This window comes from Variovorax sp. 05T418, assembly GCF_056396385.1.
Genome location: NZ_JBFTLJ010000004.1, coordinates 176,841 through 201,645 on the forward strand (window position 1 = coordinate 176,841; position 24,805 = coordinate 201,645).

23 protein-coding genes are annotated in these 24,805 nt (G+C 66.9%); 13 read left to right on the forward strand and 10 right to left on the reverse strand.

Annotation, left to right across the window (positions count from 1 at the left end):
- Window positions 1-14: 14 nt before the first annotated feature.
- Window positions 15-1,412 carry a M20/M25/M40 family metallo-hydrolase gene (locus AC1DMS_RS09350; protein WP_478181061.1) on the reverse strand — a complete coding sequence of 466 codons (1,398 nt, stop codon included), beginning with the start codon at window positions 1,410-1,412 and terminating at the stop codon, window positions 15-17.
- Between the two features lie 83 nt (window positions 1,413-1,495).
- Between AC1DMS_RS09350 and earP the strand changes: the two genes are divergently transcribed.
- The 4 genes from earP to AC1DMS_RS09370 all read left to right on the forward strand — a co-directional run bounded on the left by earP (window position 1,496) and on the right by AC1DMS_RS09370 (window position 5,196).
- Entirely contained in the window at window positions 1,496-2,659 is a 1,164-nt protein-coding gene (gene earP / locus AC1DMS_RS09355; RefSeq protein WP_478180910.1) for an elongation factor P maturation arginine rhamnosyltransferase EarP, read from the forward strand.
- 190 nt (window positions 2,660-2,849) lie between these two features.
- Window positions 2,850-3,404 carry an elongation factor P gene (gene efp / locus AC1DMS_RS09360; protein ID WP_012746921.1) on the forward strand — a complete coding sequence of 185 codons (555 nt, stop codon included), beginning with the start codon at window positions 2,850-2,852 and terminating at the stop codon, window positions 3,402-3,404.
- 86 nt (window positions 3,405-3,490) lie between these two features.
- On the forward strand, window positions 3,491-4,270 hold the full coding sequence (locus AC1DMS_RS09365) for a crotonase/enoyl-CoA hydratase family protein (RefSeq protein ID WP_478180911.1): 780 nt from the start codon (window positions 3,491-3,493) through the stop codon (window positions 4,268-4,270).
- 62 nt (window positions 4,271-4,332) lie between these two features.
- A complete protein-coding gene (locus AC1DMS_RS09370; RefSeq protein ID WP_026283814.1) occupies window positions 4,333-5,196 on the forward strand; it encodes an LOG family protein in 864 nt (287 codons plus the stop codon).
- 45 nt (window positions 5,197-5,241) lie between these two features.
- Here the strand turns inward: AC1DMS_RS09370 and AC1DMS_RS09375 are convergent, their stop codons facing one another.
- From AC1DMS_RS09375 to pncB, 5 genes are read right to left on the reverse strand one after another with little or no spacing between them, the layout of a single operon-like run.
- Window positions 5,242-6,405: an MFS transporter gene (locus tag AC1DMS_RS09375; protein WP_028256160.1), complete on the reverse strand. Its 1,164-nt coding sequence runs from the start codon at window positions 6,403-6,405 to the stop codon at window positions 5,242-5,244.
- On the reverse strand, window positions 6,402-7,769 hold the full coding sequence (locus AC1DMS_RS09380; RefSeq protein WP_278878463.1) for a DNA recombination protein RmuC: 1,368 nt from the start codon (window positions 7,767-7,769) through the stop codon (window positions 6,402-6,404). The genes AC1DMS_RS09375 and AC1DMS_RS09380 overlap by 4 nt, the downstream gene beginning before the upstream one ends.
- A 25-nt stretch (window positions 7,770-7,794) precedes the next feature.
- A complete protein-coding gene (locus AC1DMS_RS09385) occupies window positions 7,795-8,781 on the reverse strand; it encodes a 2-hydroxyacid dehydrogenase (protein WP_307594076.1) in 987 nt (328 codons plus the stop codon).
- An 11-nt stretch (window positions 8,782-8,792) separates the two neighbouring features.
- Complete coding sequence (locus AC1DMS_RS09390; RefSeq protein WP_307594074.1) at window positions 8,793-10,205, reverse strand: sodium:proton antiporter; 1,413 nt, start codon at window positions 10,203-10,205, stop codon at window positions 8,793-8,795.
- A gap of 26 nt (window positions 10,206-10,231) precedes the next feature.
- Window positions 10,232-11,452 (reverse strand): nicotinate phosphoribosyltransferase, encoded by a 1,221-nt coding sequence (pncB, locus tag AC1DMS_RS09395; RefSeq protein WP_012746914.1) that lies wholly within the window; start codon window positions 11,450-11,452, stop codon window positions 10,232-10,234.
- Window positions 11,453-11,628: 176 nt separating this feature from the next.
- Between pncB and AC1DMS_RS09400 the strand changes: the two genes are divergently transcribed.
- Both AC1DMS_RS09400 and AC1DMS_RS09405 read left to right on the forward strand, forming a co-directional pair.
- The gene (locus AC1DMS_RS09400; RefSeq protein ID WP_012746913.1) at window positions 11,629-11,862 is read left to right on the forward strand and encodes a CsbD family protein; all 234 of its coding nucleotides are present in this window, start codon (window positions 11,629-11,631) and stop codon (window positions 11,860-11,862) included.
- Window positions 11,863-11,900: 38 nt separating this feature from the next.
- Window positions 11,901-12,317 (forward strand): hypothetical protein, encoded by a 417-nt coding sequence (locus tag AC1DMS_RS09405; RefSeq protein WP_012746912.1) that lies wholly within the window; start codon window positions 11,901-11,903, stop codon window positions 12,315-12,317.
- Between the two features lie 57 nt (window positions 12,318-12,374).
- Here AC1DMS_RS09405 and AC1DMS_RS09410 read toward each other — a convergent pair whose 3' ends face one another.
- Window positions 12,375-12,818 carry an acyl-CoA thioesterase gene (locus AC1DMS_RS09410; protein ID WP_307594072.1) on the reverse strand — a complete coding sequence of 148 codons (444 nt, stop codon included), beginning with the start codon at window positions 12,816-12,818 and terminating at the stop codon, window positions 12,375-12,377.
- Entirely contained in the window at window positions 12,815-13,741 is a 927-nt protein-coding gene (locus AC1DMS_RS09415) for a histone deacetylase family protein (RefSeq protein ID WP_174545050.1), read from the reverse strand. Before AC1DMS_RS09415 ends, AC1DMS_RS09410 begins: the two co-directional genes overlap by 4 nt.
- A gap of 189 nt (window positions 13,742-13,930) precedes the next feature.
- Between AC1DMS_RS09415 and AC1DMS_RS09420 the strand changes: the two genes are divergently transcribed.
- Window positions 13,931-14,482 carry a phasin family protein gene (locus AC1DMS_RS09420; RefSeq protein ID WP_012746908.1) on the forward strand — a complete coding sequence of 184 codons (552 nt, stop codon included), beginning with the start codon at window positions 13,931-13,933 and terminating at the stop codon, window positions 14,480-14,482.
- 128 nt (window positions 14,483-14,610) lie between these two features.
- Window positions 14,611-15,369 carry a 3-hydroxyacyl-CoA dehydrogenase gene (locus AC1DMS_RS09425; RefSeq protein ID WP_012746907.1) on the forward strand — a complete coding sequence of 253 codons (759 nt, stop codon included), beginning with the start codon at window positions 14,611-14,613 and terminating at the stop codon, window positions 15,367-15,369.
- On the opposite strand, the gene AC1DMS_RS09430 is transcribed toward AC1DMS_RS09425, so the two are convergent.
- A complete protein-coding gene (locus AC1DMS_RS09430; RefSeq protein ID WP_307594070.1) occupies window positions 15,317-16,258 on the reverse strand; it encodes a YihY/virulence factor BrkB family protein in 942 nt (313 codons plus the stop codon). The genes AC1DMS_RS09425 and AC1DMS_RS09430 overlap by 53 nt on opposite strands.
- A gap of 82 nt (window positions 16,259-16,340) precedes the next feature.
- On the opposite strand from AC1DMS_RS09430, the gene dnaG reads away from it, so the two are divergent.
- The 5 genes from dnaG to sugE all read left to right on the forward strand — a co-directional run bounded on the left by dnaG (window position 16,341) and on the right by sugE (window position 23,787).
- Entirely contained in the window at window positions 16,341-18,317 is a 1,977-nt protein-coding gene (dnaG, locus tag AC1DMS_RS09435; RefSeq protein WP_478180912.1) for a DNA primase, read from the forward strand.
- Window positions 18,318-18,613: 296 nt separating this feature from the next.
- Complete coding sequence (gene rpoD / locus AC1DMS_RS09440; protein WP_026283816.1) at window positions 18,614-20,965, forward strand: RNA polymerase sigma factor RpoD; 2,352 nt, start codon at window positions 18,614-18,616, stop codon at window positions 20,963-20,965.
- Between the two features lie 100 nt (window positions 20,966-21,065).
- A complete protein-coding gene (locus AC1DMS_RS09445; RefSeq protein ID WP_012746903.1) occupies window positions 21,066-22,301 on the forward strand; it encodes a multidrug effflux MFS transporter in 1,236 nt (411 codons plus the stop codon).
- 15 nt (window positions 22,302-22,316) lie between these two features.
- On the forward strand, window positions 22,317-23,447 hold the full coding sequence (locus AC1DMS_RS09450; RefSeq protein ID WP_012746902.1) for an HPP family protein: 1,131 nt from the start codon (window positions 22,317-22,319) through the stop codon (window positions 23,445-23,447).
- A 19-nt stretch (window positions 23,448-23,466) separates the two neighbouring features.
- On the forward strand, window positions 23,467-23,787 hold the full coding sequence (sugE, locus tag AC1DMS_RS09455) for a quaternary ammonium compound efflux SMR transporter SugE (RefSeq protein WP_012746901.1): 321 nt from the start codon (window positions 23,467-23,469) through the stop codon (window positions 23,785-23,787).
- 9 nt (window positions 23,788-23,796) lie between these two features.
- Here the strand turns inward: sugE and AC1DMS_RS09460 are convergent, their stop codons facing one another.
- Window positions 23,797-24,783: a Bug family tripartite tricarboxylate transporter substrate binding protein gene (locus tag AC1DMS_RS09460; protein ID WP_278881393.1), complete on the reverse strand. Its 987-nt coding sequence runs from the start codon at window positions 24,781-24,783 to the stop codon at window positions 23,797-23,799.
- Window positions 24,784-24,805: the final 22 nt, after the last annotated feature.

Below are 24,805 nucleotides of genomic sequence, written 5' to 3' on the forward strand. Positions count from 1 at the left end.
CGGGAGGGCGGCGCCTATCTGGCGAGCTCGCTCACCAGCCGGTACAGGAACTCGCGGCCGTCGTAGAGCCGCTGGATCTCGATGCGCTCGTCCAGCCCGTGGGCGCGCGCATCCGCGGGATCGAGGAACATGCCCGTCACGCCATACATCGGAATGCCGGCGTTGCGCATGAAGCGGCTGTCGGTGGCGCCGGTGCTCATCGCGGGCACCACCGGCACGCCGGGCCACATGGCCTGCGTCACCGATTCCACGGTCTTCACCAGGTCGCCGTTCAGCGGCGAGGCCGGGCTGCGCAAGGGCTTGCCGAGGTTGCGCACCACGATCTTGTCGTTGCCCACGGCCTGGGTCAGCAGGCGCTCGACTTCGTCCGGGTCGTCGTGCGGCAGGATGCGGCAGTTGACCGTGGCCTTGGCCGACTGCGGCAGCGCGTTCTCGGCATGGCCCGCCTGCACCATGGTCGCCACGCAGGTGGTGCGCAGCTGCGCGTTGTAGGCCGGGTTGGCCGAGAGCCGCTCGATCACCGCGGGCTCGGGGTTGCCGCCGCCGACGGCGCGCATGTCGTCGGCCAGCTGGCCGGTGGCAAACGGCGCGCTGCGTGCGAAATAGGTCTTGGTGACCTCGCCCAGCTTGACCGGGAACGCGTAGCTGCCCAGGCGCTCGAGCCCCGCGGACAGTGCGTAGATCGGGTTGCTTTTGGTCGGCACCGAGCTGTGGCCGCCGACGTCGCGCGCCTCGAGCATGTAGGTGGTGTACATCTTCTCGGCCACCTGCATGCGGTGCAGGTTGGGCTTGCCCCCGCGCAGCTCGCCGCCGCCGCCTTCGTTGATGCCGAACTCCGCCTGCAGCAGCTCGGGCTTGTTGTTGATGAGCCAGAAGGCGCCGTTGCTGAGCGCGTCGCCGCGCTCTTCGTCGGCCGTCAGCGCCAGGATGATGTCGCGGCTGGGCTTGAAGCCTTCCTGCTTGAGCTGCCCCAGCACCGACACCAGCGCCGAGGCCATGGCCTTGTCGTCGATCGATCCGCGCGCCGTGAAATAGCCGCCGGTTTCCTGCAGCTTGAACGGATCGGTCTTCCAGTCCTCGCGCCGGGCCTCGACCACGTCGATGTGGGCCAGCAGCAGCAGCGGCTTCTTGCTGCCGTTGCCCTTGAAGCGCAGCACCAGGTTGCCCTTCTTGGGGAAGGGCTCGAAGATCTGGATGTCGCCGGGCGCAAAGCCCGCTTCGACCAGCCGCTTCTCCATGGCGCGCGCCGCGAGCGTGTTGTCGCCCGCCGAATGGCTGGTGTTGATCTCGATCAGCTCCTTGTAGATGTCGTGAAAGCGCTGCTGCTGCGGTGTCAGCGACGGCGTCGTTTGCGCCGAGGCACCGGCCAGGCCGCCCAGGGCCAGGGAAAGCGCGAGCACGGTTCTCGCCATGCCGGGGTGGGCAAAGAAACCAAGGGAAAGTGGCGAACGGCGGCGGGTCGGCAGGCGCATGGTTTCTCTCTCCGGATGTTGTGATGCCGGCCAGCATACCAAGCAGGCACCACGGCCTCGCCCCGCCGAAGACAGGCACACTCGCGCCCATGCAATGGGACATTTTCTGCAGGGTCATCGACAACCACGGCGACCTCGGCGTGTGCTGGCGGCTGTCGAGCCAGCTGGCCGCCCTCGGCGAACGCGTGCGCCTGTGGATCGACGACGCCACGGCGCTGCACTGGATGGCGCCCACCGGCTGCGAGGGCGTGAGCGTGGTCGACTGGCTCCAGCCCGCCGCCGTCCGGCAAGCCGTGGCGGCCCCGCCGCCCGATGTGCTGGTCGAGGCCTTCGGCTGCGAGCCGGCGCCCGAACTGATCGCGCGCTTTGCCGAGCCGCAGGCCCCGGGGGGGCCGGGGCGGGCGTGGATCAATCTCGAGTACCTGTCGGCCGAGCCGTACGTCGAACGCCTGCACGGCCTGCCCTCGCCCGTGTTCAAGGGGCCCGGCACGGGGTTGACGAAGCGCTTTTTCTATCCGGGCTTCACACCCGCCACGGGAGGGCTGCTGCGGGAGCCCGGCCTGCTGGAGCGACGGGCACGCTTCGACCGCGCGCAATGGCTCGCGGCGCAGCAAATTCCCTGGCGCGACGGTGAACGCCTGTTGTCCCTGTTCTGCTACGAGCCGCCGTCGCTGGCGACCCTGCTCGAGCAATTGGCAGTGGGTTCGCAGCCCACACGGCTCCTGGTCACCTCGGGCCGCGCCGCGCATGCGGTCAGGGCGTTCTTTGCCGACAGGAAACAGCCGGATCACGGGGTCTCGGGGCTCGGCGCGCTATCAATTTCATACCTGCCGTATCTCACGCAAGCCGATTTCGATCATCTTCTCTGGGCCTGCGACCTGAATTTCGTGCGCGGCGAGGATTCGCTCGTTCGGGGGCTGTGGGCCGGCGCGCCGCTGGTCTGGCAGATCTATCCGCAGGACGACGACGCGCACCACGTCAAGCTCGGCGCCTGGCTCGACTGGCTGGGCGCCCCGCCGTCGCTACGGCAGTTCCACCATGCCTGGAACGGGTTCGACAGCAGCCCCCTGCCCGCTCTCGAAACACAGGGCCCATGGCGTGAAACCGTGCTGGCCGCCCGCCAAAAGCTGTGCGCACAAGAGGACTTGGTCACTCAATTGCGGCATCTGGTCGCCGGAAAAAGCTAAAATAGCGGGCTTTGCGGATTTCGGCCCGGATTTACACAGATCCGAGATGCTCTCCGCCAAACCTGCCGCGGGACATGTACCGCGGGGCCAATGAGGCCGGCAAGACACGCCGGCAAGACCTTGCAAACCACATTGCATACGTCGCCCGATGGCTCCGCGCACCGAGCGGCCAACATCCAGAGAACCTGATATGAAAATCGCTCAAGAAATCCGCGCCGGCAACGTCATCATGCACGGCAAGGACCCGATGGTCGTCCTCAAGACCGAATACAGCCGCGGCGGCCGCAATTCCGCCACCGTGCGCATGAAGCTCAAGAGCCTGATCGCCAACTTCAACACCGAAGTGGTGTTCAAGGCCGACGACAAGATCGACCAGATCGTGCTGGACAAGAAGGAGTGCACCTACTCCTACTTCGCCGATCCGATGTACGTCTGCATGGACACCGAGTACAACCAGTACGAAGTCGAAGCCGAGAACATGGGCGACGCCCTCAACTACCTCGAAGACGGCATGCCGGTCGAAGTGGTGTTCTACGACGGCAAGGCCATCTCGGTCGAACTGCCGACCAGCGTCGAGCGCGAAATCACCTGGACCGAGCCGGCCGTCAAGGGCGACACCTCGGGCAAGGTGCTCAAGCCCGCCAAGATCGCCACCGGCTTCGAAGTGCCAGTGCCGCTGTTCGTGTCGCAAGGCGACAAGATCGAAATCGACACCCGCACCGGCGAATACCGCAAGCGCGTCTAAGCCCGCACCCCTGCTGGCTGGCCAGCACCCAACGACAAAGGCTCCGCAAGGAGCCTTTTTCCGTTGATGGGCTTACCCTTGCGCCCATGAACACGTCCGCCAGCGTCCGCACCGAGATCGATGGGCCGGTCAGCACCATCGTCATGAGCCGCCCGAAGCAGCGCAACGCCGTCGACCGGCCCATGGCCGACGCGCTGCGCGCCGCCTTCGAGCGCTTCGAAGCCGATCAAAGCCAGCGCGTTGCGGTGCTCTGGGGCGAGCACGGCAGCTTCTGCGCCGGCGCTGACCTGGGCGCGGTCGGCGACCCCGCGCGCCGCAACGAACTCGACCCCGAGGGCGGCGGCACGGGCCCGATGGGCCCGACCCGCATGGCGCTTGCCAAGCCCCTGATCGCCGCCATCAGCGGCCATGCGGTGGCCGGCGGCCTGGAGCTGGCGCTGCTGGCCGACCTGCGCGTGGCCGAGGAAGATGCCGTGCTCGGCGTGTTCTGCCGGCGCTGGGGCGTGCCGCTGATCGACGGCGGCACGGTGCGGCTGCCGCGCATCGTTGGCATGGGCCGCGCGCTCGACCTGATCCTGACCGGACGCCCCGTGAGCGCCCCGGAAGCGCAGGCCATGGGCCTGGTCAACCGCGTGGTGCCGCTCGGCCAGGCCCGCCACGCGGCCGAAGCGCTCGCGCGCGAGATCGCATCGTTCCCCCAGCAGTGCATGCTGGCGGACCGCCAATCCGTCCATGCCCAATGGAACCTGCCGCTGGCCGAAGCGCTGCGGCAGGAAGGCCGGCTCGGCGTGCCGATCGTCGCGGCCGAAGGCGTGGCCGGTGCCGAACGCTTCGTTCGCGGCGAGGGGCGCCACGGCACCTTCTGAGCCGCGGGGCGCCGCATCCGCGACGCTGCACAATGCTGCAAGTCTTCCTGTCCGATTTCTCCATGAACAACACGCACGACCTTCACGACAAGCGCCTCGCGGACGCCTGGGCCACCCTCAAGGCGCACGCCGAAAAGGGCCTCCCCCTCGATCCCGATCCTTCGCGCCTCGCCTTTGCCGATCCGGAATTCCTGCTGCGCCGCGAAACCCGCGGCATCCGCATGCAGCTCGAGCTGATGAAGCCCGACCTGGAGCAGCGCGCCCACGGCATCGAGAACACCGTGGTGGTGTTCGGCAGCGCGCGCTTTCGCAGCGAGGAAGAAGCAGCCGCGCTGGTCGCGCAGGCCGAAGCCGCCGGCGATGCGGTGGCGGCCGAGCGCTGGCGCCGCCTGGCGCGCAGCTCGCACTACTACGAGAAGGCGCGTGCCTTCGGCAAGCTGGTGGCGGAGTTCAGCAACGGCAAGGAGCCCGAGGACAAGCTCTTTGTCTGCACCGGCGGCGGCCCCGGCATCATGCAGGCGGCCAACCGCGGCGCGCACGAAGGCGGCGGCCTCTCGGTCGGCCTGGCCATCGCGCTGCCGATGGAAGAAGAAGCCAACCCCTACGTCACGCCGGCGCTGAGCTTCAAGTTCCACTACTTCGCGATCCGCAAGATGCATTTCATGATGCGTGCCAAGGCGCTGGTGGCGTTTCCGGGCGGCTTCGGCACGCTGGACGAGCTGTTCGAGGTGATCACGCTGGTGCAGACCCGCAAGTCGAAGCCGGTGCCGATCGTGCTGTTCGGCTCGGCCTACTGGAAGAAGCTGGTCGACTTCGACTTCCTGGTCGAGGAAGGCGTGATCTCGCCGGCCGACGTGAAGCTCTTCGAATACGTCGACGCGCCCGAAGATGCCTGGGATGCGATCAAGCGCTTCTACAAGCTGTAGTCCGGTTCCAGGCTCCGGCGGCATCGCCCCGCCTCCGCGGGGCAGCTAGACCTTCAAGCCCCAGGTCGCCCGCGCCCCCAGCACAACCACGCCGCCCACTACCCAGAAGACGCCCGCGATGCCGATCAGCGCGCCGATCGAGCCGAACAGCATCGGCATGGCCACGCTCGATGCGTTGATGGTCATGAGGCGCAGGCCCAGCGCCTCGCCGTGCCGCGCATGCGGTGTGATCTGGTGCAGCATGCTCATCACCATCGGCTGCACCGCGCCGAGCGCAAAGCCCAGGATCACCGAGCACAGGCCCATGCTCCAGGCCGAATCGAGCAGCGGATAGACCGCGAACACCAGCGCCGTGACGAGGGTGGAGCTCAGGATCACGCTGCGCTCCGAAGCGCGCGAGGCCACCAGCGGCAGCACCACCCGGATGGCCGCCGCTGCAATGGCGAAGGCGCCGAGGATGGAACCGATCATCGACGCGCTGATGCCGCGGTCATGCCCCAGCACCGGCAGCACGAAGGCATGCACGTCCCAGCTCGACGACTGCAGCCAGTTCACGAACAGCAAGCGGCGGAACATCGGCTCGCGCAGCAGGTCCCAGGCGCGCGTGGGCGCGGCGCCGGCGGCGGGTGCCGCAGGCGGCGGTTCGTGCGCGCCGCGCGCCAGCAGCCAGCAGGCGATGGGAAAAGCCGCCATCACCGCAAAGCAGACCCGGAACGCCAGCATGTCCGCAGGGGCTCGCCCCGCATGGTCGATGAGCATGCCGGCGACGAACGGGCCGATGAAATTGGCAACCGCGGGCGCTATCGCAAGCCAGCTGAACACGCGCTTGAGCTGCGTGGCGTTGGTCGCGGAGCGGCCCACGTGGCGCTGCAGCGCAATGACGGTCGCGCCGGTGGCGCCGCCGGTCAGCAGCGCCGCGATGCACATCATTGGAAAGGTCGGAAAGGCGAGCACGAGTGCTGCGCCGGCCGAAGCCGCAATGACCGACAGCCACAGCGGCCGCTTGAACCCGTACCGGTCGGCAAAGCGCCCCGCCGGCAGCGCCAGGAACACCTGCGTGAGCGCGAACAGCGCGATCAGCACGCCGACGGCCGCCGCGCTGTAGCCCAGTTGCAGCGCCAGCAGCGGGGTTGCGAGCCGCATGCCGGCCATGGTGGCGTGCAGGCAGACCTGGGCGCCGATCACGCGCAGCAGTTCGGAGCCTTTCACGGAGTGTCGTCGCCCTCGCTGTCAGCGGTGGGAGGCAGCAGCACCTGCGCCTCTGCCTCGGGCAGCGCCTCGACCTTGCGCAGCGCCAGGCGCATCTGCTTGGCGCGCGTGTCGGCCTTGTCGAGCGTGTCGGAGGCCTTGGCCACCTGCTCCTTGATGCGCGAGACCCATTCGCCATAGCGCTCGAACTCGGTCTTGACCGCGCCCAGCACCTTCCAGACCTCGGAGGCCTGCTGCTCGAGCGCCAGCGTGCGAAAGCCCATGTGCAGGCTGTTGAGCATGGCAAGCAGGGTGGTGGGGCCGGCCAGCGTGACGCGGTGCTGGCGCTGGATGGCGTCCATCAGGCCCGGGCGGCGCAGCACCTCGGCATAGAGGCTTTCGACCGGCAGGAAAAGAATGGCGAAGTCGGTGGTGTGCGGCGCCGCCAGGTAGTTCTCGGCGATCGAGCGGGCCTCCACGCGGATGCGCGCCTCGAGCGCCTTGGCCGCGAGCTCGGCGCCGGGCGCGTCGGCGCGCTCGTGCGCATCGATCAGGCGCTCGTAGTCGTCGCGCGGAAACTTGGCGTCGATCGGCAGCCACACCGGAGCGCCATCGTCGCCGCGGCCCGGAAAGCGGATCGCGAAGTCCACGCGCTGGCCGCTGCGCGGCTTGGTCTCGATCTGCTTGGCGTACTGCTCGGGCGTGAGCACCTGCTCGAGCAGCGCCTCGAGCTGCACCTCGCCGAACACGCCGCGCGTCTTCACGTTGGTCAGCACACGCTGCAGGCTGCCGACGCCGACGGCCAGCGTCTGCATCTCGCCCAGGCCCTTGTGCACCTGCTCGAGCCGGTCGGCCACCTGCTTGAAGCTCTCGCCCAGGCGGGCTTCGAGCGTGCTCTGCAGCTTCTCGTCGACGGTCTTGCGCATCTCGTCGAGCTTGGCGGTGTTGCTCTGCTGCAGCTGCGCGAGCTGCGCTTCCATGGTCGCGCGCACTTCCGACAGACGGCGCGCATTGGATTCGCTCAGGCCCTGGAGCTGGGTGTTGAGCGTGTCGGCCAGCGTCTTCTGCAAAGAGGCGAGCTGCAGCGAGAAGGCATCGAGCTGGGCGTTCTGCGTGCGGGTGGCTTCGGCGCCCTGCTGCACCAACGCCTGCTGGAAGGTGGCGAAGGCCTGCGCGGTTTCCTGCCGCGCGCCGCGCGAGCTTTCGCCGATTTCGTGGCGCAGTTCGCGCTCGGTGCGTTCGTTGGCGGTGCCCATGGCGGACAGCACGGAGAGCAGTTCGCTGTGGTCGGGCGCCGGCTGGCGGCGTGCCAGCAGCCAGACCGCGAGCACCAGCTGGACCACCGCAAGGGCGGCCAGCAGAAGAAGAATCAGGGAAGTGTCCAAGGTGGCGATGAGGGTCCGTGTTTATTTACTTGGCAGCGGGCGGAACGGGCGTGACGGGCGTCAGTGCGCCCTTGCCGCTGAACCAGGCGATGAGGTTGTCGGCCGCGAGATCGGCCATGGCGCGGCGCGTGGGCACGGTGGCGCTTGCGATGTGCGGCGTCAGCACCACGTTGGGCACGGTCAGCAGGTCGGGATGGACCTTGGGTTCGCCCTCGAACACGTCGAGCCCCGCCGCGGCAATGCGCTTCTCGCGCAGCGCCACGGCCAGCGCCGCGTCGTCGACGATGCCGCCGCGCGCGATGTTCACCAGCGTGGCGGTCGGCTTCATCAGCGCGATCTCGGCCGCGCCGATGGTGTGGTGCGACGCCGGCGAATACGGCACCACCAGCACCACGTGGTCCGCCGTCTTGAGCAGCTCTTCCTTGCTCAGGTAGCTGGCCTTGCATTCGGCCTCCAGCGCCGCATCGAGCCGCGAACGGTTGTGATAGACCACCTTCATGCCGAAGCCGTGCGCGCCGCGCTTGGCAATGCCCTGGCCAATGCGGCCCATGCCGATGATGCCGAGCGTGGCGCCGTGGATGTCGGAGCCCGCGAACATGTCGAAGCTCCACTTCTGCCACTTGCCCGCGCGCAGGAAGTGTTCGCTCTCGGTGATGCGGCGGGCCGTGGCCATGAGCAGCGCAAAGCCGAAGTCGGCCGTGGTCTCGGTGAGCACGTCGGGTGCGTTGGTGCCGAGCACGCCGTGCGCGGCCATGGCGTCGACGTCGAAGTTGTTGTAGCCCACCGCCATGTTGGCGCAGATCTTCAGGTCGGGGCAGGCGTCGAGCAGCGCGGCGTCGATGCGCTCGCTGCCGGTGGTGAAGGCGCCCTGCTTGCCTTGCAGCCTGGCGATCAGCTGCTCCTTGCTCCAGCTTTCGTCGGCCTGGTTCGACTCGATTTCGAAATGCTGCGAGAGGCGCTCGATGGTCTCGGGAAAGATCGCGCGTGCGACCAGGATCTTGGGCTTGCTCATGATGTCTGCTCTCAACGGAAGAAGATGAAGGTGGAAAGAACGAACAGCGGAATCAGCACGACCACGGACCAGCCCATGTACCCGAAGAAGCTCGGCATGCGCACGCCGCGGCTTTCGGCAATGGCCTTGACCATGAGGTTGGGCGCGTTGCCGATGTAGCTGTTGGCGCCCATGAACACGGAGCCGGCCGAAACTGCGGCCAGCGTGGTGGCGTAGGTGGTCATGAGCGTGGCCGGATCGCCGCCTGCGGTGTTGAAGAACACGAGGTAGGTCGGCGCGTTGTCCAGGAACGAGCTCAGGATGCCGGAGGCCCAGAAATACATGGCCGGATCGGGCTGGCCGTCGGGCCTCGTCACCGCCGCGATCACGGGCGCGAACGCCCCGTGAGCGCCGGCCTTGAGCATCGCGATCACCGGGATGATGGTCAGGAAGATGCCCGCGAACAGCTTGGCCACCTCGGCCATCGGACCCCATTCGAACTGGTTGTCGGCATGCACCTTGGCCGCGGTGGTCTTGAACGAGACGAGCGTGATGGCGATGAGCCCGACGTCGCGCACCAGCCCCGGCAGCCCGACGTGCGTGCCGAACACCTCGAAGCCGACGGGCGATTTCCAGACGCCGGAAAGCAGCACCAAGAAGACGATTCCGCCCAGCAGCCAGAAGTTGGCAGCGCCGTCGAAGCCGACGCGCCGGGTGTCCGGCGTCGGGTCGAACGGCAGCACGCCTTCCTTGCGGTAGAGGTGGCGGTCGATGACGTAGAACAGCGCCAGCAGCATGCCGACGAGGAACAGCGTGTTGGGCAGGATGTTGCGCGCCGTCCAGAAGAAATCGACGCCTTTCAGGAAGCCGAGGAACAGCGGCGGGTCGCCGAGCGGCGTGAGCGAGCCGCCCGCATTCGAGACGATGAAGATGAAGAACACCACCACGTGCGCCTTGCTCACGCGGTTGTCGTTGGCGCGGATCAGCGGGCGGATCAAGAGCATCGAGGCGCCCGTGGTTCCCATGAGGCTCGCGAGCACCGCGCCAATGGCCAGAATGGCCGTGTTCAGGCCGGGCGCGCCGTGCAGGTTGCCGCGGATGTGGATGCCGCCCGCCACCGTGAACAGCGCCGTGAGCAGGATGATGAAGGGAATGTATTCCTCCACCAGCGCGTGCACGAACTGGGAGCCGGCCAGCGGCGCGCCATGGATCGCGGCAAAGGGAAGCAGGAACGCCAGCGCCCAGGCGGCGGAGATCTTGCCGTAGTGGTGGTGCCAGACCGACGGGGCCAGCAGCGGCATCAGCGCAATCGACAGCAGGATGCCCGCGAACGGAACACCCCAGAGCGCCGACAGCTTGCTGCCGTCGAGCTCGGCCGCCATGGCCAGCGCGGGGAACATCATCGGCAGCGCTGCGGCTGCCGCAAGGCGGATTGTTTTTTTCATCGGGGCCGTACCGTACCAGACGCGCGTCAGGCCGGCGGCTGCTCGATCTCGAACACCTGGCGCAGGTAGGCCAGGTATTTTTCGTCCTCGCACATGTTCTTGGAAGGCGTGTCCGACAGCTTGGCCACCGGCTGGCCGTTGCAGTTGATCATCTTGATGACGATCTGCAGCGGCTCGTAGCCGAGGTCGTTGGTGAGATTGGTGCCGATGCCGAAGGCCAGCTGGCAGCGGCCGCGGAACTGCTGGTAGAGCTCGACGGTGCGCGGCACCGTGAGGCTGTCGCTGAAGATCAGCGTCTTGGTGCGCGGATCGACCCGGTTGGCGATGTAGTGCGCCAGCATGCGCTCGCCCCACTGGAACGGATCGCCGCTGTCATGGCGCGCACCGTCGAACAGCTTGCAGAAGTACAGGTCGAAGTCGCGCAGGAAGGCGCTCATGCCGTAGACGTCGGACAGCGCAATGCCCAGGTCGCCGCGGTATTCGCGGGCCCAGCTCTCGAAGCCGAAGATCTGGCTGTCGCGCAGCCGCGGGCCGAGCCCCTGGCAGGCCTGCAGGTATTCGTGCGCCATGGTGCCGAGCGGAATCAGGCCGAGCTTCATCGCATAGAGCACGTTGCTGGTGCCCGCGAGCTGGGGCAGCCGCGCACCGGGCTCGGCCTGCGCCGGCGGCGAGGTGACGGCACCGAGCCTGGCGGTCAGCGTGCGCAGCACCTCTTCATGCCAGTCCTTGGAAAAGCGGCGGCGCGTGCCGTAGTCGGCAATCTTGAGGTCCGACAGGCCGGCATCCTGCAGCTGCCCGATCTTGGTCTCCAGGCGCCGCCGGCCTTCCTCGAGATCGGGCTTCTTCTGCGTGTTGCGGAAGTAGACCTCGTTCACGATGGCCAGCACCGGAATCTCGAACAGGATGGTGTGCAGCCAGGGCCCCTTGATGCGGATCTCGAGCTCGCCCGAGGGCTGGGGCGTGATGGAGATGTACTTTTCGTTGAGCCGGAACAGGCCCAGGAAGTCGACGAAGTCGCTCTTGATGAAGCGCATCGAGCGCAGGTAGGCCAGCTCGGCGTCCCGGAACTGCAGCGAGCAGAGGCTTCGCACCTCTTCGCGGATCTGCCCCGCGAACTGCGCCAGGTCGATGCCGGGATTGCGGCACTTGAACCGGTACTCGACCTGGGCGCCCGGGAAGTGATGCAGCACGACCTGCATCATGGTGAACTTGTAGAGGTCGGTGTCGAGCAGGCTGTGAATGATCATGGTGCGGCGCGCGTTGTCCCAAGCTTTTCGGCGTGCGTTCGATTATCACGGGCGCCGTCGGCTTGTGCCTACGGCGCCAGCACTGGGCGTCCTACCGCCAGGGTGAATGGCCCCCGCGACAGTGCGTTCACGGCAGCCGGGGAGCTCGCCGAATCCATCTTTTCAAGGAGATTCGCATGAACAAGGACACCATTGCAGGCAACTGGAAACAGCTCAAGGGCAAGGTCAAGGAGCAATGGGGCAAGTTGACCGACGATGACTTCGACGTGATTGCCGGCAAGCGCGACCAGCTGCTGGGCCGCATCCAGGAACGCCACGGCATCAGCCGCGACGAGGCCGAAAAACAGGTCCGGGACTGGGAAACGCGCGACGGCCGCACGCCGGAAGCGCTCTGGTACGAGAAGTACTGAGCTCCCGATTCCTCTCTGAACAGCAAAGGAAGAACACCATGAAAAAGCACCTGCTCATGCTCGCTCTTGCATCCACCTGCTTCATGGCCACCCAGGCGGGCGCCATGACCAAGGACGAATACAAGGCGGCCAAGGAAAAGATCGAGGCCGACTACAAGTCCGCCAAGGCCCAGTGCGATGCAATGAAGGACAACGCGAAGGACGTCTGCCAGAAGGAAGCCAAGGGCACGGAAGACGTGGCGAAGGCCGAACTCGAACAGCAGTACAAGCCGAGCGACGCCCATGCCCGCAAGGTGGCCGAGGAGAAGGTCAAGGCCACGTACGAAGTCGCCAAGGAAAAATGCGACGACCAGTCCGGCGATGCCAAGGCTGCCTGCGTGAAGCAGGCCAAGGCCGACGAGGCCCAGGGCAAGGCCGAGATCAAGGCCATGAAGAAGACGAAGACGGCCATGTAGCCGCGGCCCGGTCCGCACGGCAAAAAAGGCGCCCTCCTCGGGCGCTTTTTCTTGTGATCAGGCCTTCAGCGAATCGACCACGCGCTGCAGCGCCTCGGGAAGCGGCACCGGCCGCTGCGTGGCCCGGTCCACATACACGTGCACGAAGTGGCCCTGCGCGGCTGCGCTGTCCACGCCTTGCGCAAAGAGCGCGATCTCGTAGCGCACGCTCGACCGTCCGGCCTGGGCCACGCGGATGCCGGCCTCCACGGTCTGGGGAAACGCGATCGGGGCGAAATAGTTGCATTGCGTCTCGACCACGAAGCCGACGGTCTGCCCCTGGTGGATGTCGAGCGCGCCGCGTTCGATCAGCAGCGCATTCACCGCCGTGTCGAACCAGCTGTAGTAGACGACGTTGTTGACATGGCCGTACATGTCGTTGTCGGCCCAGCGCGTGGGAATGCTGCGGAACGCGCGGTAGCTGCTTCGGGAATGCGGCGTGGGTTTGGCGGCGGAGCTCATCGGGCGGCATTTTGCCAGCGGCGCCAATAGTCGAAGGCCACCCTGAAGGTGCCCAGCTGCACCTGCACCGTTTCGGCGATGTCGCTGGCGTAGCCTCCGGCCATCGCAAAGGCCAGCGGAATGCGGCGCTGCCAGGCCCAGTCGAACACCCGGCGGTCGCGCGCCTCCAGGCCGTCGAATGTCAGCTTGAGCCGGCCGAGGCGGTCGCGCTCGAACGGGTCGGCGCCCGCCAGGTAGATCACCAGGCCCGGCGAGAAGCGCCGCTCCAGCTCGTCGAGCGCATGCTCGAGCGCGGTGAGGTAGTCGGCATCGCCGCAGCCGTCGGGCAGCTCGACGTCCAGGTCGCTCGCCTCCTTGCGGAACGGAAAGTTCTTCTGGCCGTGCAGCGACAGCGTGAAGACGCTCGGGTCGCTGCGGAAGATGCTGGCCGTGCCGTTGCCCTGGTGCACGTCCAGGTCGATCACCGCGACCTTGAGCTGCCGGCCAGCGCGGCCGTGCTCCGCCTGCATCAGCCGCGCAGCCACCGCGGCGTCGTTGAAGACGCAGAATCCGCCGCCCTTGTCGGCGTATGCATGGTGCGTGCCGCCCGCCATGTTGGCCGCCACGCCGCCGGCGAACGCCGCGCGGCAGGCCGCGATGGTCGCCCCGGTGGACCGGCGCGAGCGCTCGACCATCGCCTCGCTCCAGGGAAAGCCGATCTCGCGCATGGCCTGCGGGCTCACGCTGCCGTCGCTGATGGCGGCGATCCACTGCGGGGTGTGGGCCAGCGCCAGCTCGCCGTCGGTGGCACGCGGGGCCTGGTCCATGTCCACCGCCGGCAGGTGCTCCAGCAGGCGGTCGCGCAGCAGGGCATAGCGGGACATCGGGAAGCGGTGGCCCGGAGGCAGGGGCAGGACGAACTGGCCGGAATAGAACGCGCGCATGGCCCGCATTCTGGAGGCCGGAGCGAATTTAGAAAGTGTGTTCTAAATTGCTGCAAAGCAGCAAAACCCCCTTGATCGCAAAGCTGTGCTGCCTATACTTGAGGCCATGCTGCACCGCAACATAGAACATGGACGACGAGGCAGCGCAACGTGAACCGACCACCCTTCATCCTTACCGGAGATTCCCAAATGGCCCTGACCGCTGACCAAATCCTCGCCGCCCAAAAAGCAAACCTCGAAACCCTGTTCGGCCTGACCACCAAGGCCTTCGAAGGCGTCGAGAAGCTCGTCGAACTGAACGTGACCGCCTCCAAGGCTGCGCTGAGCGAAGCTCAGAGCACCGCCCAAGCCGCCCTGAACGTCAAGGACGCACAAGAGCTGCTGACGCTGCAAGCCAGCCTGTTCCAGCCCCTGGCCGAAAAGACCGCTGCCTACAGCCGTCATCTCTATGACATCGCCCAGGGCACCGGCGCCGAGTTCACCAAGGCTTTCGAAGCCAAGGCTGCTGAAGCCCAGCAAACCTTTGTCGGCCTGGTCGACAGCGCTTCCAAGAATGCACCCGCCGGCTCGGAAACCGCCGTTGCCGTGCTGAAGAGCGCCGTGGCTGCCGCCAACAACGCTTTCGAATCGGTCCAGAAGGCCGTCAAGCAAGCGTCGGACGTTGCCGAAGCCAACTTCAACGCCGTGTCGACGCAAGCCGTTGCCGCCGCCAAGACCGCGACCACCTCGCGCAAGCGCTAAGCTGCCGACCACCACCAGTTGTCTCCTTGGGTCCTCACGGATCCAATTCAAGCCTCGTCTTCGGACGGGGCTTTTTTTTGTCCCGCAGCCGTCTTCGATAATGCCGGTCTCATTTCAGGAGACTCTCAATGCAGATCGACGGCAAGGTTTTTATCGTGACCGGTGGCGCCTCGGGCCTCGGCGAAGGCACGGCGCGCATGCTGGCTGCCAATGGCGGCAAGGTGGTGATCGCCGACATGCAGGCCGACAAGGGTGAAGCCGTCGCCAAGGACATCGGCGGCGTGTTCGTCAAGTGCGACGTGAGCCAGGAGGCCGACGGCCAGGCGGCGGTGGCCGCGGCGCAGAAGCTCGGCAAGCTGGTGGGCCTGGTCAACTGCGCGGGCATCGCGCCGGCCGAGAAGACCGTGGGCAAGAACGGCCCGCATGCGCTGGCGGTGTTCAGCAAGACCATCACGGTCAACCTGATCGGCAGCTTCAACATGATCCGCCTCGCGGCCGACGCCATGAGCCGGAACGAGCCCGAAGCCACGGGCGAGCGCGGCGTGCTGATTTCCACCGCATCCGTGGCGGCCTACGACGGCCAGATCGGCCAGGCCGCCTACAGCGCCTCCAAGGGCGGCGTGGTCGGCATGACCCTGCCGATCGCGCGCGACCTGGCACGCAACGGCATCCGCAACATGACCATTGCGCCCGGCATCTTCGGCACGCCCATGCTCTTCGGCATGCCGCAGGAGGTGCAGGACGCGCTGGCCGCCAGCGTGCCCTTCCCTTCCCGCCTGGGCACGCCGGAGGACTACGCCAAGCTCGCCAAGCACATCATCGAGAACGACATGCTCAACGGCGAGGTGATTCGTCTCGACGGAGCGATTCGGCTTCCGCCCCGGTGAGCGGTGGCACCGCCGTGCTGCCGGTGCGGTCCAGCCGCTCGTACTGGGCGATCACCTGGGCGCCCAGCAGCACGAGCGTGGCGGCGATCTCCAGGCTCAGCAGCACCACGATGGCCGTGGTGAGCGAGCCGTAGACCACGTTGACCTGCGACAGCGTCGAGAAGTACCAGATCAGCACGCGCCGCGTGGCCTCCCACAGCAGCGCGGCGGTCACGCCTCCCAGCAGCGCATGGCGCAGCGACATGCGGCCGGCCGGCATCACGAGGTAGAGCGAGGTCAGCATGAATATCTCGCCGCCCAGGCCCAGCAGGTAGAGCAGCAGGCCCGACACCCCCGACAGCGACCAGCTGCGGCCCAGCAGGTCGACGCTTTCCTGGCCCACCAGCTGCAGCGCGCCCGACACCAGCGTGACCAGCAGCAGGCCCACGCACAGGAACAGGATGTAGAGATAGGGCATGACCGCCGACACCAGGAAATGGCGCCGGTGGTCCGCCTTGCGGTGATGGAAGATCACCGCCATGGCGCTCTCCAGCACGCTGAAGGCCAGCGAGCTGAAGAAGATCATGGTCACGAACAGCACCGGCCCCATCACGTCGCGGTGCTGCAGAAAGTTCGACAGCTCCGCCACGATCGCCTTCGACTGCCCCGGCAACAGCCATTCGAGGTACCGGCCGATGGTGCGCAGCAGCTCGGCCTGCTCGATCAGGTGGGACATCGCGATCACGCTCACGATCAGGAGCGGCACGATGGAAAGCAGGGCGTAGTAGGCCACGGCTCCCGCGAGCAGCAGCCCCTGGTTGGCGCGGAAAGCCTTGAGCGCATCCCAGACGAAGCGCAGGGGATGGCGCAACAGCGGCGCGACGTGGTGCAATGGGTGGGGCGTCTTCATCCGTGGATTCCAGCTGCGGGCAGTATGGCCTTCGCGCGCGGGCGTTCGAAGGCTTGCGTATGATTTGCCGCTCTTCGCCTACATGACCATCCCCGCTTCATTCATCCAGGAACTCATCGCGCGCGCCGACGTGGTGGAAATCGTCGGGCGCTACGTGCAGCTCAAGAAGGCCGGCGCCAACTTCATGGGCCTGTGCCCGTTCCACGGCGAGAAGTCGCCCTCCTTCTCGGTCAGTCCCACCAAGCAGTTCTATCATTGCTTCGGCTGCGGGGTCCACGGCAACGCCATCGGCTTTCTCATGGAGCACGCGGGCATGGGCTTCGTCGAGGCGGTGCACGACCTTGCCGGCCAATACGGCCTGCAGGTGCCCGAGGACGATGCCTCTCCGGCCGAACGCGCCCGCGCCGCCAGCCAGCGCCAGAAGCAGGCCACGCTGACCGACGTGCTCGAAAAAGCCGGCGAGGCCTACCGCAAGGCCCTGCGGCAGGCACCGGGCGCCATCGAATACTTGAAGGGCCGCGGCGTCTCGGGCGAAGTGGCCAGGCAGTTCGGCATCGGCTATGCGCCCGCCGGCTGGCGCACGCTTGCCAGCGTGTTTCCCGACTACGACGACCCGCTGCTGGCCGAAAGCGGCCTGGTGATCGTCAACGCCGAAGACGGCGCCGAAGACGCCAAGCGCTACGACCGATTCCGCGACCGCGTGATGTTCCCGATCCGCAACGTGAAGGGCGAATGCATCGGCTTCGGCGGCCGGGTGCTCGGCGACGAAAAGCCCAAGTACCTCAATTCGCCCGAGACGCCCGTGTTCAGCAAGGGGCGCGAGCTCTACGGCCTGTACGAGGCCCGCGCCGCCTTCCGCGAGCGCGGCTTCGCCCTGGTGACCGAGGGCTACATGGACGTGGTCGCGCTGGCCCAGCTCGGCTTTCCCAATGCCGTGGCCACGCTCGGCACGGCCTGCACCACGGAGCACGTGCAAAAACTCTTCCGGTTCACCGAATCGGTGGTGTTCAGCTTCGACGGCGACGCCGCCGGCCGCCGCGCCGCGCGCAAGGCGCTCGACGGCGCCCTGCCCTATGCCACCGACGTGCGCAGCATCAAGTTCCTGTTCCTGCCGGCCGAGCACGACCCCGACAGCTTCATCCGCGAGTTCGGCGCCGATGCGTTCGCGCGCTTCATCCAGGAAGCCACGCCGCTGTCGCGCTTCATGCTCGAGGCCGCGCGCGAAGGCTGCGACCTGACCACCGCGGAGGGCCGCGCCCACATGACGAGCAATGTGCGCCCGCTCTGGAGCGCCATGCCCGACGGCGCGCTCAAGCGCCAGCTGCTGAGCGAGATCGCCGCGCTGGTGCAGCTCGACGCGGCGGCGCTCTCCGAACTCTGGGCCTCCACGCCGGGCCCGCGCAGGCCGGCTGCGGCGCCGGCCCAGCGCCACGATGCGGGCCACGAGAGCGACTACCCCGACATGCCCCCGCCGGCCGAATACGAGCCGCCGCGCTATGAAAGCGATAGCAAGCCGCGCAAATTCACCAAGGGCAAGCGCTGGGGCGGCAAATTCGAGGCGCCGATCGAGCCGCTGCGCGGCCGGGGCAAGCCGCCGAGCCGGCCGGACGTGGCGGCGCGGCTGCTGCTGTCGAACATGGCGCAATGGGACGCGCTGTCGCACGAGCTCCACGTGATGCTGTGCGACCTGCCGGGCCCGCACGGGGCGCTTTTCACCTGGCTCGACAGCCAGTTGCACGAGCACGGCGTGCAGCCGTGGGCGGCGCTCCGCGAAGGCATGCGCGGGCTCGATTTCGAGGCGCTGGCCGAGCGCCTCATGAGCGTTTCCGAGAGCGCCCCTGTCCCCGAGGGCGAGGAAGAGCAGCACTTGGCCGATGCCGCCAAGGAGCTCGCGAGCGTGCTCGACTTCATGCTCGACGACCGGCTGAAGGCCCAGCAGAGCGAGGCCATTGCCGCGGTCGGAAAGGACCCGAAGGCGCTCGAACGCTACAAGGCGCTGGAGGCCAGGCGGCTCGAATTGCGCAACCGATTGAACCCGCGCGGTGCAGAAACTGCTTGAAATTTGCGCAATAGGCTATAATGTAAGGCTTCGCAACTGGCGAAATTAGGCAAGAGCGACAGCAGCACCTCCGGGCCGACCCCTAGCGCAACGCACTCCCACGGAAAGAATCCGTCGGAAAGGGTCAATAACCGCAAGGACTGCACACCAAATGTTCGCCCGACATCTTGCCTGACGAGGAATTTCTTCCTCTTTCCCAATTGTTCCGTCCGTGCCTGTGCCCGGACCGTGGTGGCGCTGCCGTGTGGCGGTGCGCCTGTGATTCCGCTTGGTCCATCTTGCTGTAACGAGGTCGTATGCCCAGTTCAAAGAAGCCTGCTCCTTCACTCGCCAAAAGCGCCGCCGCGAAGTCTGTCGCAGAAAAACCGTTGAAAGCTGGCGTTATGCCGGCAACTAAGTCGGGTGCCGCCGCTTCCAAATCGGCAGCCGCAACGAAAGTGAAAACCGTGCCCACGAAATCGACCTCCATCGACGATCCGAAAAAAGCTGCCGCCAAGGCAGTTGCCGCCCCCGCCGCCAAGAAAGTAGGCCGCCCGCCCAAGGCCGCCGGCGCCGCTGCGCCCGCCACCGGCGCCAAGCGCGGCCGCAAGCCCAAGGCCGGCAACGAAGCACCCGAAAGCGACGTCGACCTGTCGGACATCGAGGAAGACCTGGCCGGCGACGAGCCCGCAACCGCCACGACCACCGAGGAAAAGGTCAAGCCGCTGCGCATGAAGATCAGCAAGGCGAAGGAACGCGCCTTGATGAAGGAGTTCGGCCTGGACGAGACCGTGCTCTCCGAGGAAGACCTGGCCAAGCGCCGCTCGCGCCTGAAGACGCTGATCACGCTCGGCAAGACCCGCGGCTACCTCACGCACGGCGAAATCTCCGACCACCTGCCCGACAAGCTGGTCGACGCCGAGACCATGGAAGTCGTGGTCACCATGCTCAACGACATGGGCGTGGCGGTGTACGAGCAAACGCCCGACGCCGAGACCCTGCTGCTGAACAACACCGCGCCCACCGCCACCACGGTGGAAGAAGCCGAGGAAGAAGCCGAAGCGGCCCTGTCCACGGTGGACAGCGAATTCGGCCGCACGACCGACCCGGTGCGCATGTACATGCGCGAAATGGGCACGGTCGAGCTGCTCACGCGCGAAGGCGAAATCGAAATCGCCAAGCGCATCGAAGGCGGCCTGATGGCCATGATGGAAGCCATCTCGGCCTCCCCCGCCACCATCGCCGAGATCCTGCGCCTGGCCGCCGACATCCGTGAAGGCAAGGTCGTCATCTCCACCGTGGTGGACGGCTTCTCGAACCCCAACGAAGCCGACGACTACGTGGCCGAGGAAGACTTCGACGAGTTCGACGAGGAAGACGACGACGACGGCAAGGGCGGCTCCAAGGCCCTCACCAAGAAGCTCGAGGAACTCAAGCGCGATGCGCTCGAGCGCTTCGACCGCATTGCCTCGATGTTCGAGAAGGTCCACAAGATCTACGACAAGGAAGGCTACGGCACGCCCGCGTACGAGAAGGCCCAGCAGGCCCTGTCGGACGAGCTCATGACCATCCGCTTCACGGCCAAGACCATCGAGAAGCTGTGCGACCTGGTTCGCACGCAGGTGGACGACGTGCGCAAGAAGGAGCGCGAGCTGCGCCGCATCATCGTGGACAAGTGCGGCTTCCCGCAGGACGAGTTCATCCGCGATTTCTCGGGCTACGACAAGAACGGCAACCGCGTGCCCTCGAACCTGCTGAACCAGAAGTGGGTCGAGAAGCAGGCCGCTGCCGGCAAGCCCTGGAGCGCCGTGCTCGCGCGCAACATTCCGCCGGTGCAGGAACTGCAGCAGAAGCTCGCCGACATCCAGTCGCGCGTGGTGGTGCCGCTCACCCAGCTCAAGGAAATCAACAAGCGCATGAACGAGGGCGAATCGTCCTCGCGCGATGCCAAGAAGGAAATGATCGAGGCCAACCTGCGCCTCGTGATCTCCATCGCCAAGAAGTACACCAACCGCGGCCTGCAGTTCCTGGACCTGATCCAGGAAGGCAACATCGGCCTGATGAAGGCGGTCGACAAGTTCGAATACCGCCGCGGCTACAAGTTCTCGACCTACGCCACGTGGTGGATCCGCCAGGCCATCACGCGCTCGATCGCGGACCAGGCGCGCACCATCCGCATCCCGGTGCACATGATCGAGACGATCAACAAGATGAACCGCATCTCGCGCCAGCATCTGCAGGAGTTCGGCTTCGAGCCCGACGCCGGCATCCTGGCTGCCAAGATGGAGATCCCGGAAGACAAGATCCGCAAGATCATGAAGATTGCGAAGGAGCCGATCTCGATGGAAACCCCCATCGGCGACGACGACGATTCGCACCTGGGCGACTTCATCGAGGACAGCAGCAACACGGCCCCGATCGAGGCCGCGATGCAGGCAGGCCTGCGCGACGTGGTCAAGGACATCCTCGACAGCCTCACGCCGCGCGAAGCCAAGGTGCTGCGCATGCGCTTCGGCATCGAGATGTCGACGGACCACACGCTCGAAGAAGTCGGCAAGCAGTTCGACGTGACGCGCGAGCGCATCCGCCAGATCGAAGCGAAGGCCCTGCGCAAGCTCAAGCATCCCTCGCGTTCGGACAAACTGCGCAGCTTCATCGATACTCTGTAATCCGGGTTCCCTGAAGCCACAAGCGCCCGCAGCGCCCCGTCATACGGGCGGCGGGCGCTCTCTTTTGTGCAACGCAAACAAGAAGAATGGAGCAATTGCCATGAATCCCGATGCAGACAAACTCTGGCAGGCCCCGCGCTGGGCACTGGCCGTGCTGCTCGCGGTGCTGGGCATGCTGGGCCCCTTCTCCATCGACACCTACATCCCGGCCTTCTCTGGCATTGCGCGCTCCATCGGCGCCACGCCGGCCGAGATGCAGCAGACACTTTCGGCCTACCTGTTCGGCTTTGCGTTCATGAACCTGTTCCATGGCGCGCTGTCGGACAGCTTCGGCCGGCGGCCCGTGGTGCTGTGGGGGCTCGCGGTGTTCACGCTCGCCTCGCTGGGCTGCGCGCTGTCGCAGAACATCGCGCAGCTGGTGCTGTTCCGCGGGCTGCAGGGCCTGTCGACCGGCGCGGGCATCGTGGTGTCGCGCGCGGTGATCCGCGACATGTTCCCGCCGGCCGAGGCGCAGCGCGTGATGAGCCAGGTGACGATCTACTTCGGCGTGGCGCCGGCCATTGCGCCGATCATCGGCGGCTTCCTGTTCGTGCATGCGGGCTGGCACGCGGTGTTCTGGTTCCTGGTGGCGGTCGGCGTGGTTCTGTTCGCGGCCAACTACAAGCTGCTGCCCGAAACGCTGCACCAGAGCCAGCGCCAGTCCTTCCATGTGCGGCACCTGCTGCGCGGCTACTGGGACCTGTGTTCCGATCCGCGCTTCCTGCTGCTCGCGCTCGCGAGCGGCGTGCCGTTCAACGGCATGTTCCTCTACGTGCTGGCCGCGCCCGCCTTCCTGGGCGACCACCTCTCGCTGCAGCCGCAGCAGTTCTTCTGGTTCTTCCTGCTGACCATCGGCGGCATCATGCTGGGCGCGCGCGCCAGCGGCCGCATGGCGGGCAAGGTGACGCCCAAGCGGCAGATCCGCGACGGCTTCCTGATCATGCTGGTCACCTCGGTGGTCAACGTGGCGGCCAACTTTTTCTTCGATGCGCACGTGGCATGGGCGCTGTGGCCGCTGGCGGTGTTCGCCTTCGGCTGGGCGCTGATGGTGCCGGTGGTCACGCTGCTGGTGCTCGACCTGCACCCCGAGCGCCGCGGCATGGCCTCGTCGCTGCAGGCCGTGATCGGCTCGACCGCCAACGGCCTGGTGGCCGGCGCGATCGCGCCGCTGGTGATGCATTCCACGCTGGCGCTTGCCGTCACCTCCATGCTGATGCTGGGCATCGGCCTGGTCGCCTGGGTCTGGCTGCACGGCCGCTGGCCCGAGATCGGACGAAGCCTCGCCAACGAAACCTGAAAGAGCGATACCCGCATGCGGACCTCCCCGTTCCTGACCTACGCGCGCGCCTGGTTGCCGGGCCGCACCACCGTCGACATGCGCGAGAGGCTGCGCGCGGTCTGCGGGGCCGCCATCGGCCTGCTCGTCACGGCCGTGCTGTGCCGCTGGCTGGCCGAGCCGCTGGGCAGCAGCGTCTGGCTGATCGCACCGCTGGGGGCCAGCGCCGTGCTGGTGTTCGCGGTGCCCGCGAGTCCGCTGGCGCAGCCCTGGTCGGTGATCGGCGGCAACACGCTGTCGGCGATGGTCGGCATCGCCAGCGTGAGCTGGATCCCCGACCCGGCGCTGAGCGCCGCGGTGGCGGTGGCCGCCGCCATCGGCGTGATGTTCTTCGCACGCTGCCTGCATCCGCCGGGCGGCGCGGCGGCGCTGCTCGCGGTGCTCACGCACACCACGCATTTCTCGTCCGCCCTCTTTCCGTTCTTCACCAATTCGCTGCTGCTGGTGCTGGCGGGCGTGGCCTACAACTCGCTCACGGGCAGGCGCTATCCGCATGTGCAGGTCGCGCAGCCGCCGCGCACCGATGCGCGCTTCAGCCAGGCCGACATCGATGCGGTGCTGGCGCGCTACAACCAGGTGCTGGACATCAGCCGCGACGACCTCGAATCGCTGATCCAGCAGACCGAGCTCGAGTCGTACAAGCGCCGGCTCGGCACCCTGCACTGCGGCGACATCATGTCGCGCGATCCGGTGTCGGTGGAGTTCGGCACGCCGCTGCAGGAGGCCTGGATGCTGATGAACCAGCGCCGCATCAAGGCGCTGCCGGTCACCGACCGCACGCGCCGCGTGGTCGGCATCGTGACGCAGGCCGACTTCTTCCGCCAGCTCGACCTGGAGCACCACGAAGGCATTGCCGGCCGGCTGCGCGACCTGATCCGCGCCACGCGCACCGTGGTGTCGAACAAGCCGGAGGTGGTGGGCCAGATCATGACGCGCCAGGTGCGCGTGGCCAGCGCGGATCGCCCGGTGGTCGACCTGGTGCCGCTGTTCTCCGAGGGCGGCCACCACCATATCCCCATCATCGACCATGAAAAGCGGCTCACCGGCATGATCACGCAGTCGGATTTCGTGCGCGCCCTCTACCGTGCCGTGCGGCCGGAGAACTGAAACTTTTCAAGGAGCGTGCATGGCGTGGATCGTTTTGCTGGTGGCGGGGCTGCTCGAAATGGGATGGGCCATCGGGCTCAAGTACACCGAAGGATTCACGAGGTTCTGGCCTTCCGTCGGCACTGCGATCTCGATGGTGCTCAGCGTGGTGCTGCTGGGCTGGGCGATGCGCTCGCTGCCCGTGGGCACGGCCTACGCGGTGTGGACCGGCATCGGCGCCGTGGGCACGGTGATCCTGGGCATCGTGCTGTTCCATGAGCCCGCCAACGCCGCGCGCCTCATCTGCGTGGGCCTGATCGTCGCGGGCATCCTCGGGCTCAAATTCACGAGCGCTGCCTGAATCGGTGCTTCACTCCAGCACCACGTTCGCCTTCTTCACCAGCGCCGCATAGCGCGCCGCCTCGCTGCGGAAGTAGCTCGCGGCCTGCTCGGGCGAGGTGGGCTTGATGATGTTGCCCTGCTTGTCCATGGCCTCGCGCACCTCGGCGCTCGCGAAGGCCGCGGCCACGGCGTCGTGCACGCGCTGGACGTCGGCAGGCTGCATCTTCGGCGGGCCGATCACCGCGAACCAGCCTTCCACGACGTAGTTGGGCAGGCCCTGCTCGGCGATGGTGGGAATGTCGGGCGCGGCCGGCGAGCGAGCCGGGCCGCACAGGCCGATGGCGCGCAGCGCGCCGCTCTTGAGGTGCGGCTGCACCGCGGGCAGCGCCACCACGCCCATCTCGACCTGGCCCGCGATCATGTCGGTGACCATCGGGCCGGTGCCCTTGTAGGGAATGTGGCGCGCCTTCACGCCGGCCTCTTCCATGAACATCTCGCCGGCCAGGTGGATGATGGTGCCGTTGCCCGACGAGGCGTAGTTGTAGCTCTCGGGCCGGGCGCGCAGCAGCGCCACCAGTTCCTTCACGTTCTTCGCGGGCAGCTTGGAATTGACCACCAGCACCAGCGGCGTCGCGCCCACCACGCTGATCGGCGTGACGTCGCCAAGGGCGTCGAAGGGCATCTTCTTGTACACGGCGGGATTGATGACGTGGTTGTTCGACACCATGCCGAGCGTGAGCCCGTCGGGCGCGGCCTTGACGACGGCCGAGGTGCCGGTGATGCCGCCCGCGCCGGGCAGGTTCTCGATCACCACCGGCTGGCCGAAGGCCTTGCCGAGTGCAACCGAAGCCGCGCGCGCGATGGCGTCCACGCCCGAGCCGGCGCTGATCGGCAGGATGAAGCGGACGGGCTTGTCGGAGCCCTGCGCGATCGCGGGGCACGCCGACAGCGCGGCGGCGCAGGTGCCGAAGCCCAGGACGGCGCGGCGGGTCATCGGGGGAAGGATCGTGTGCATGGTCTTTGTCTCTCTTTATGTT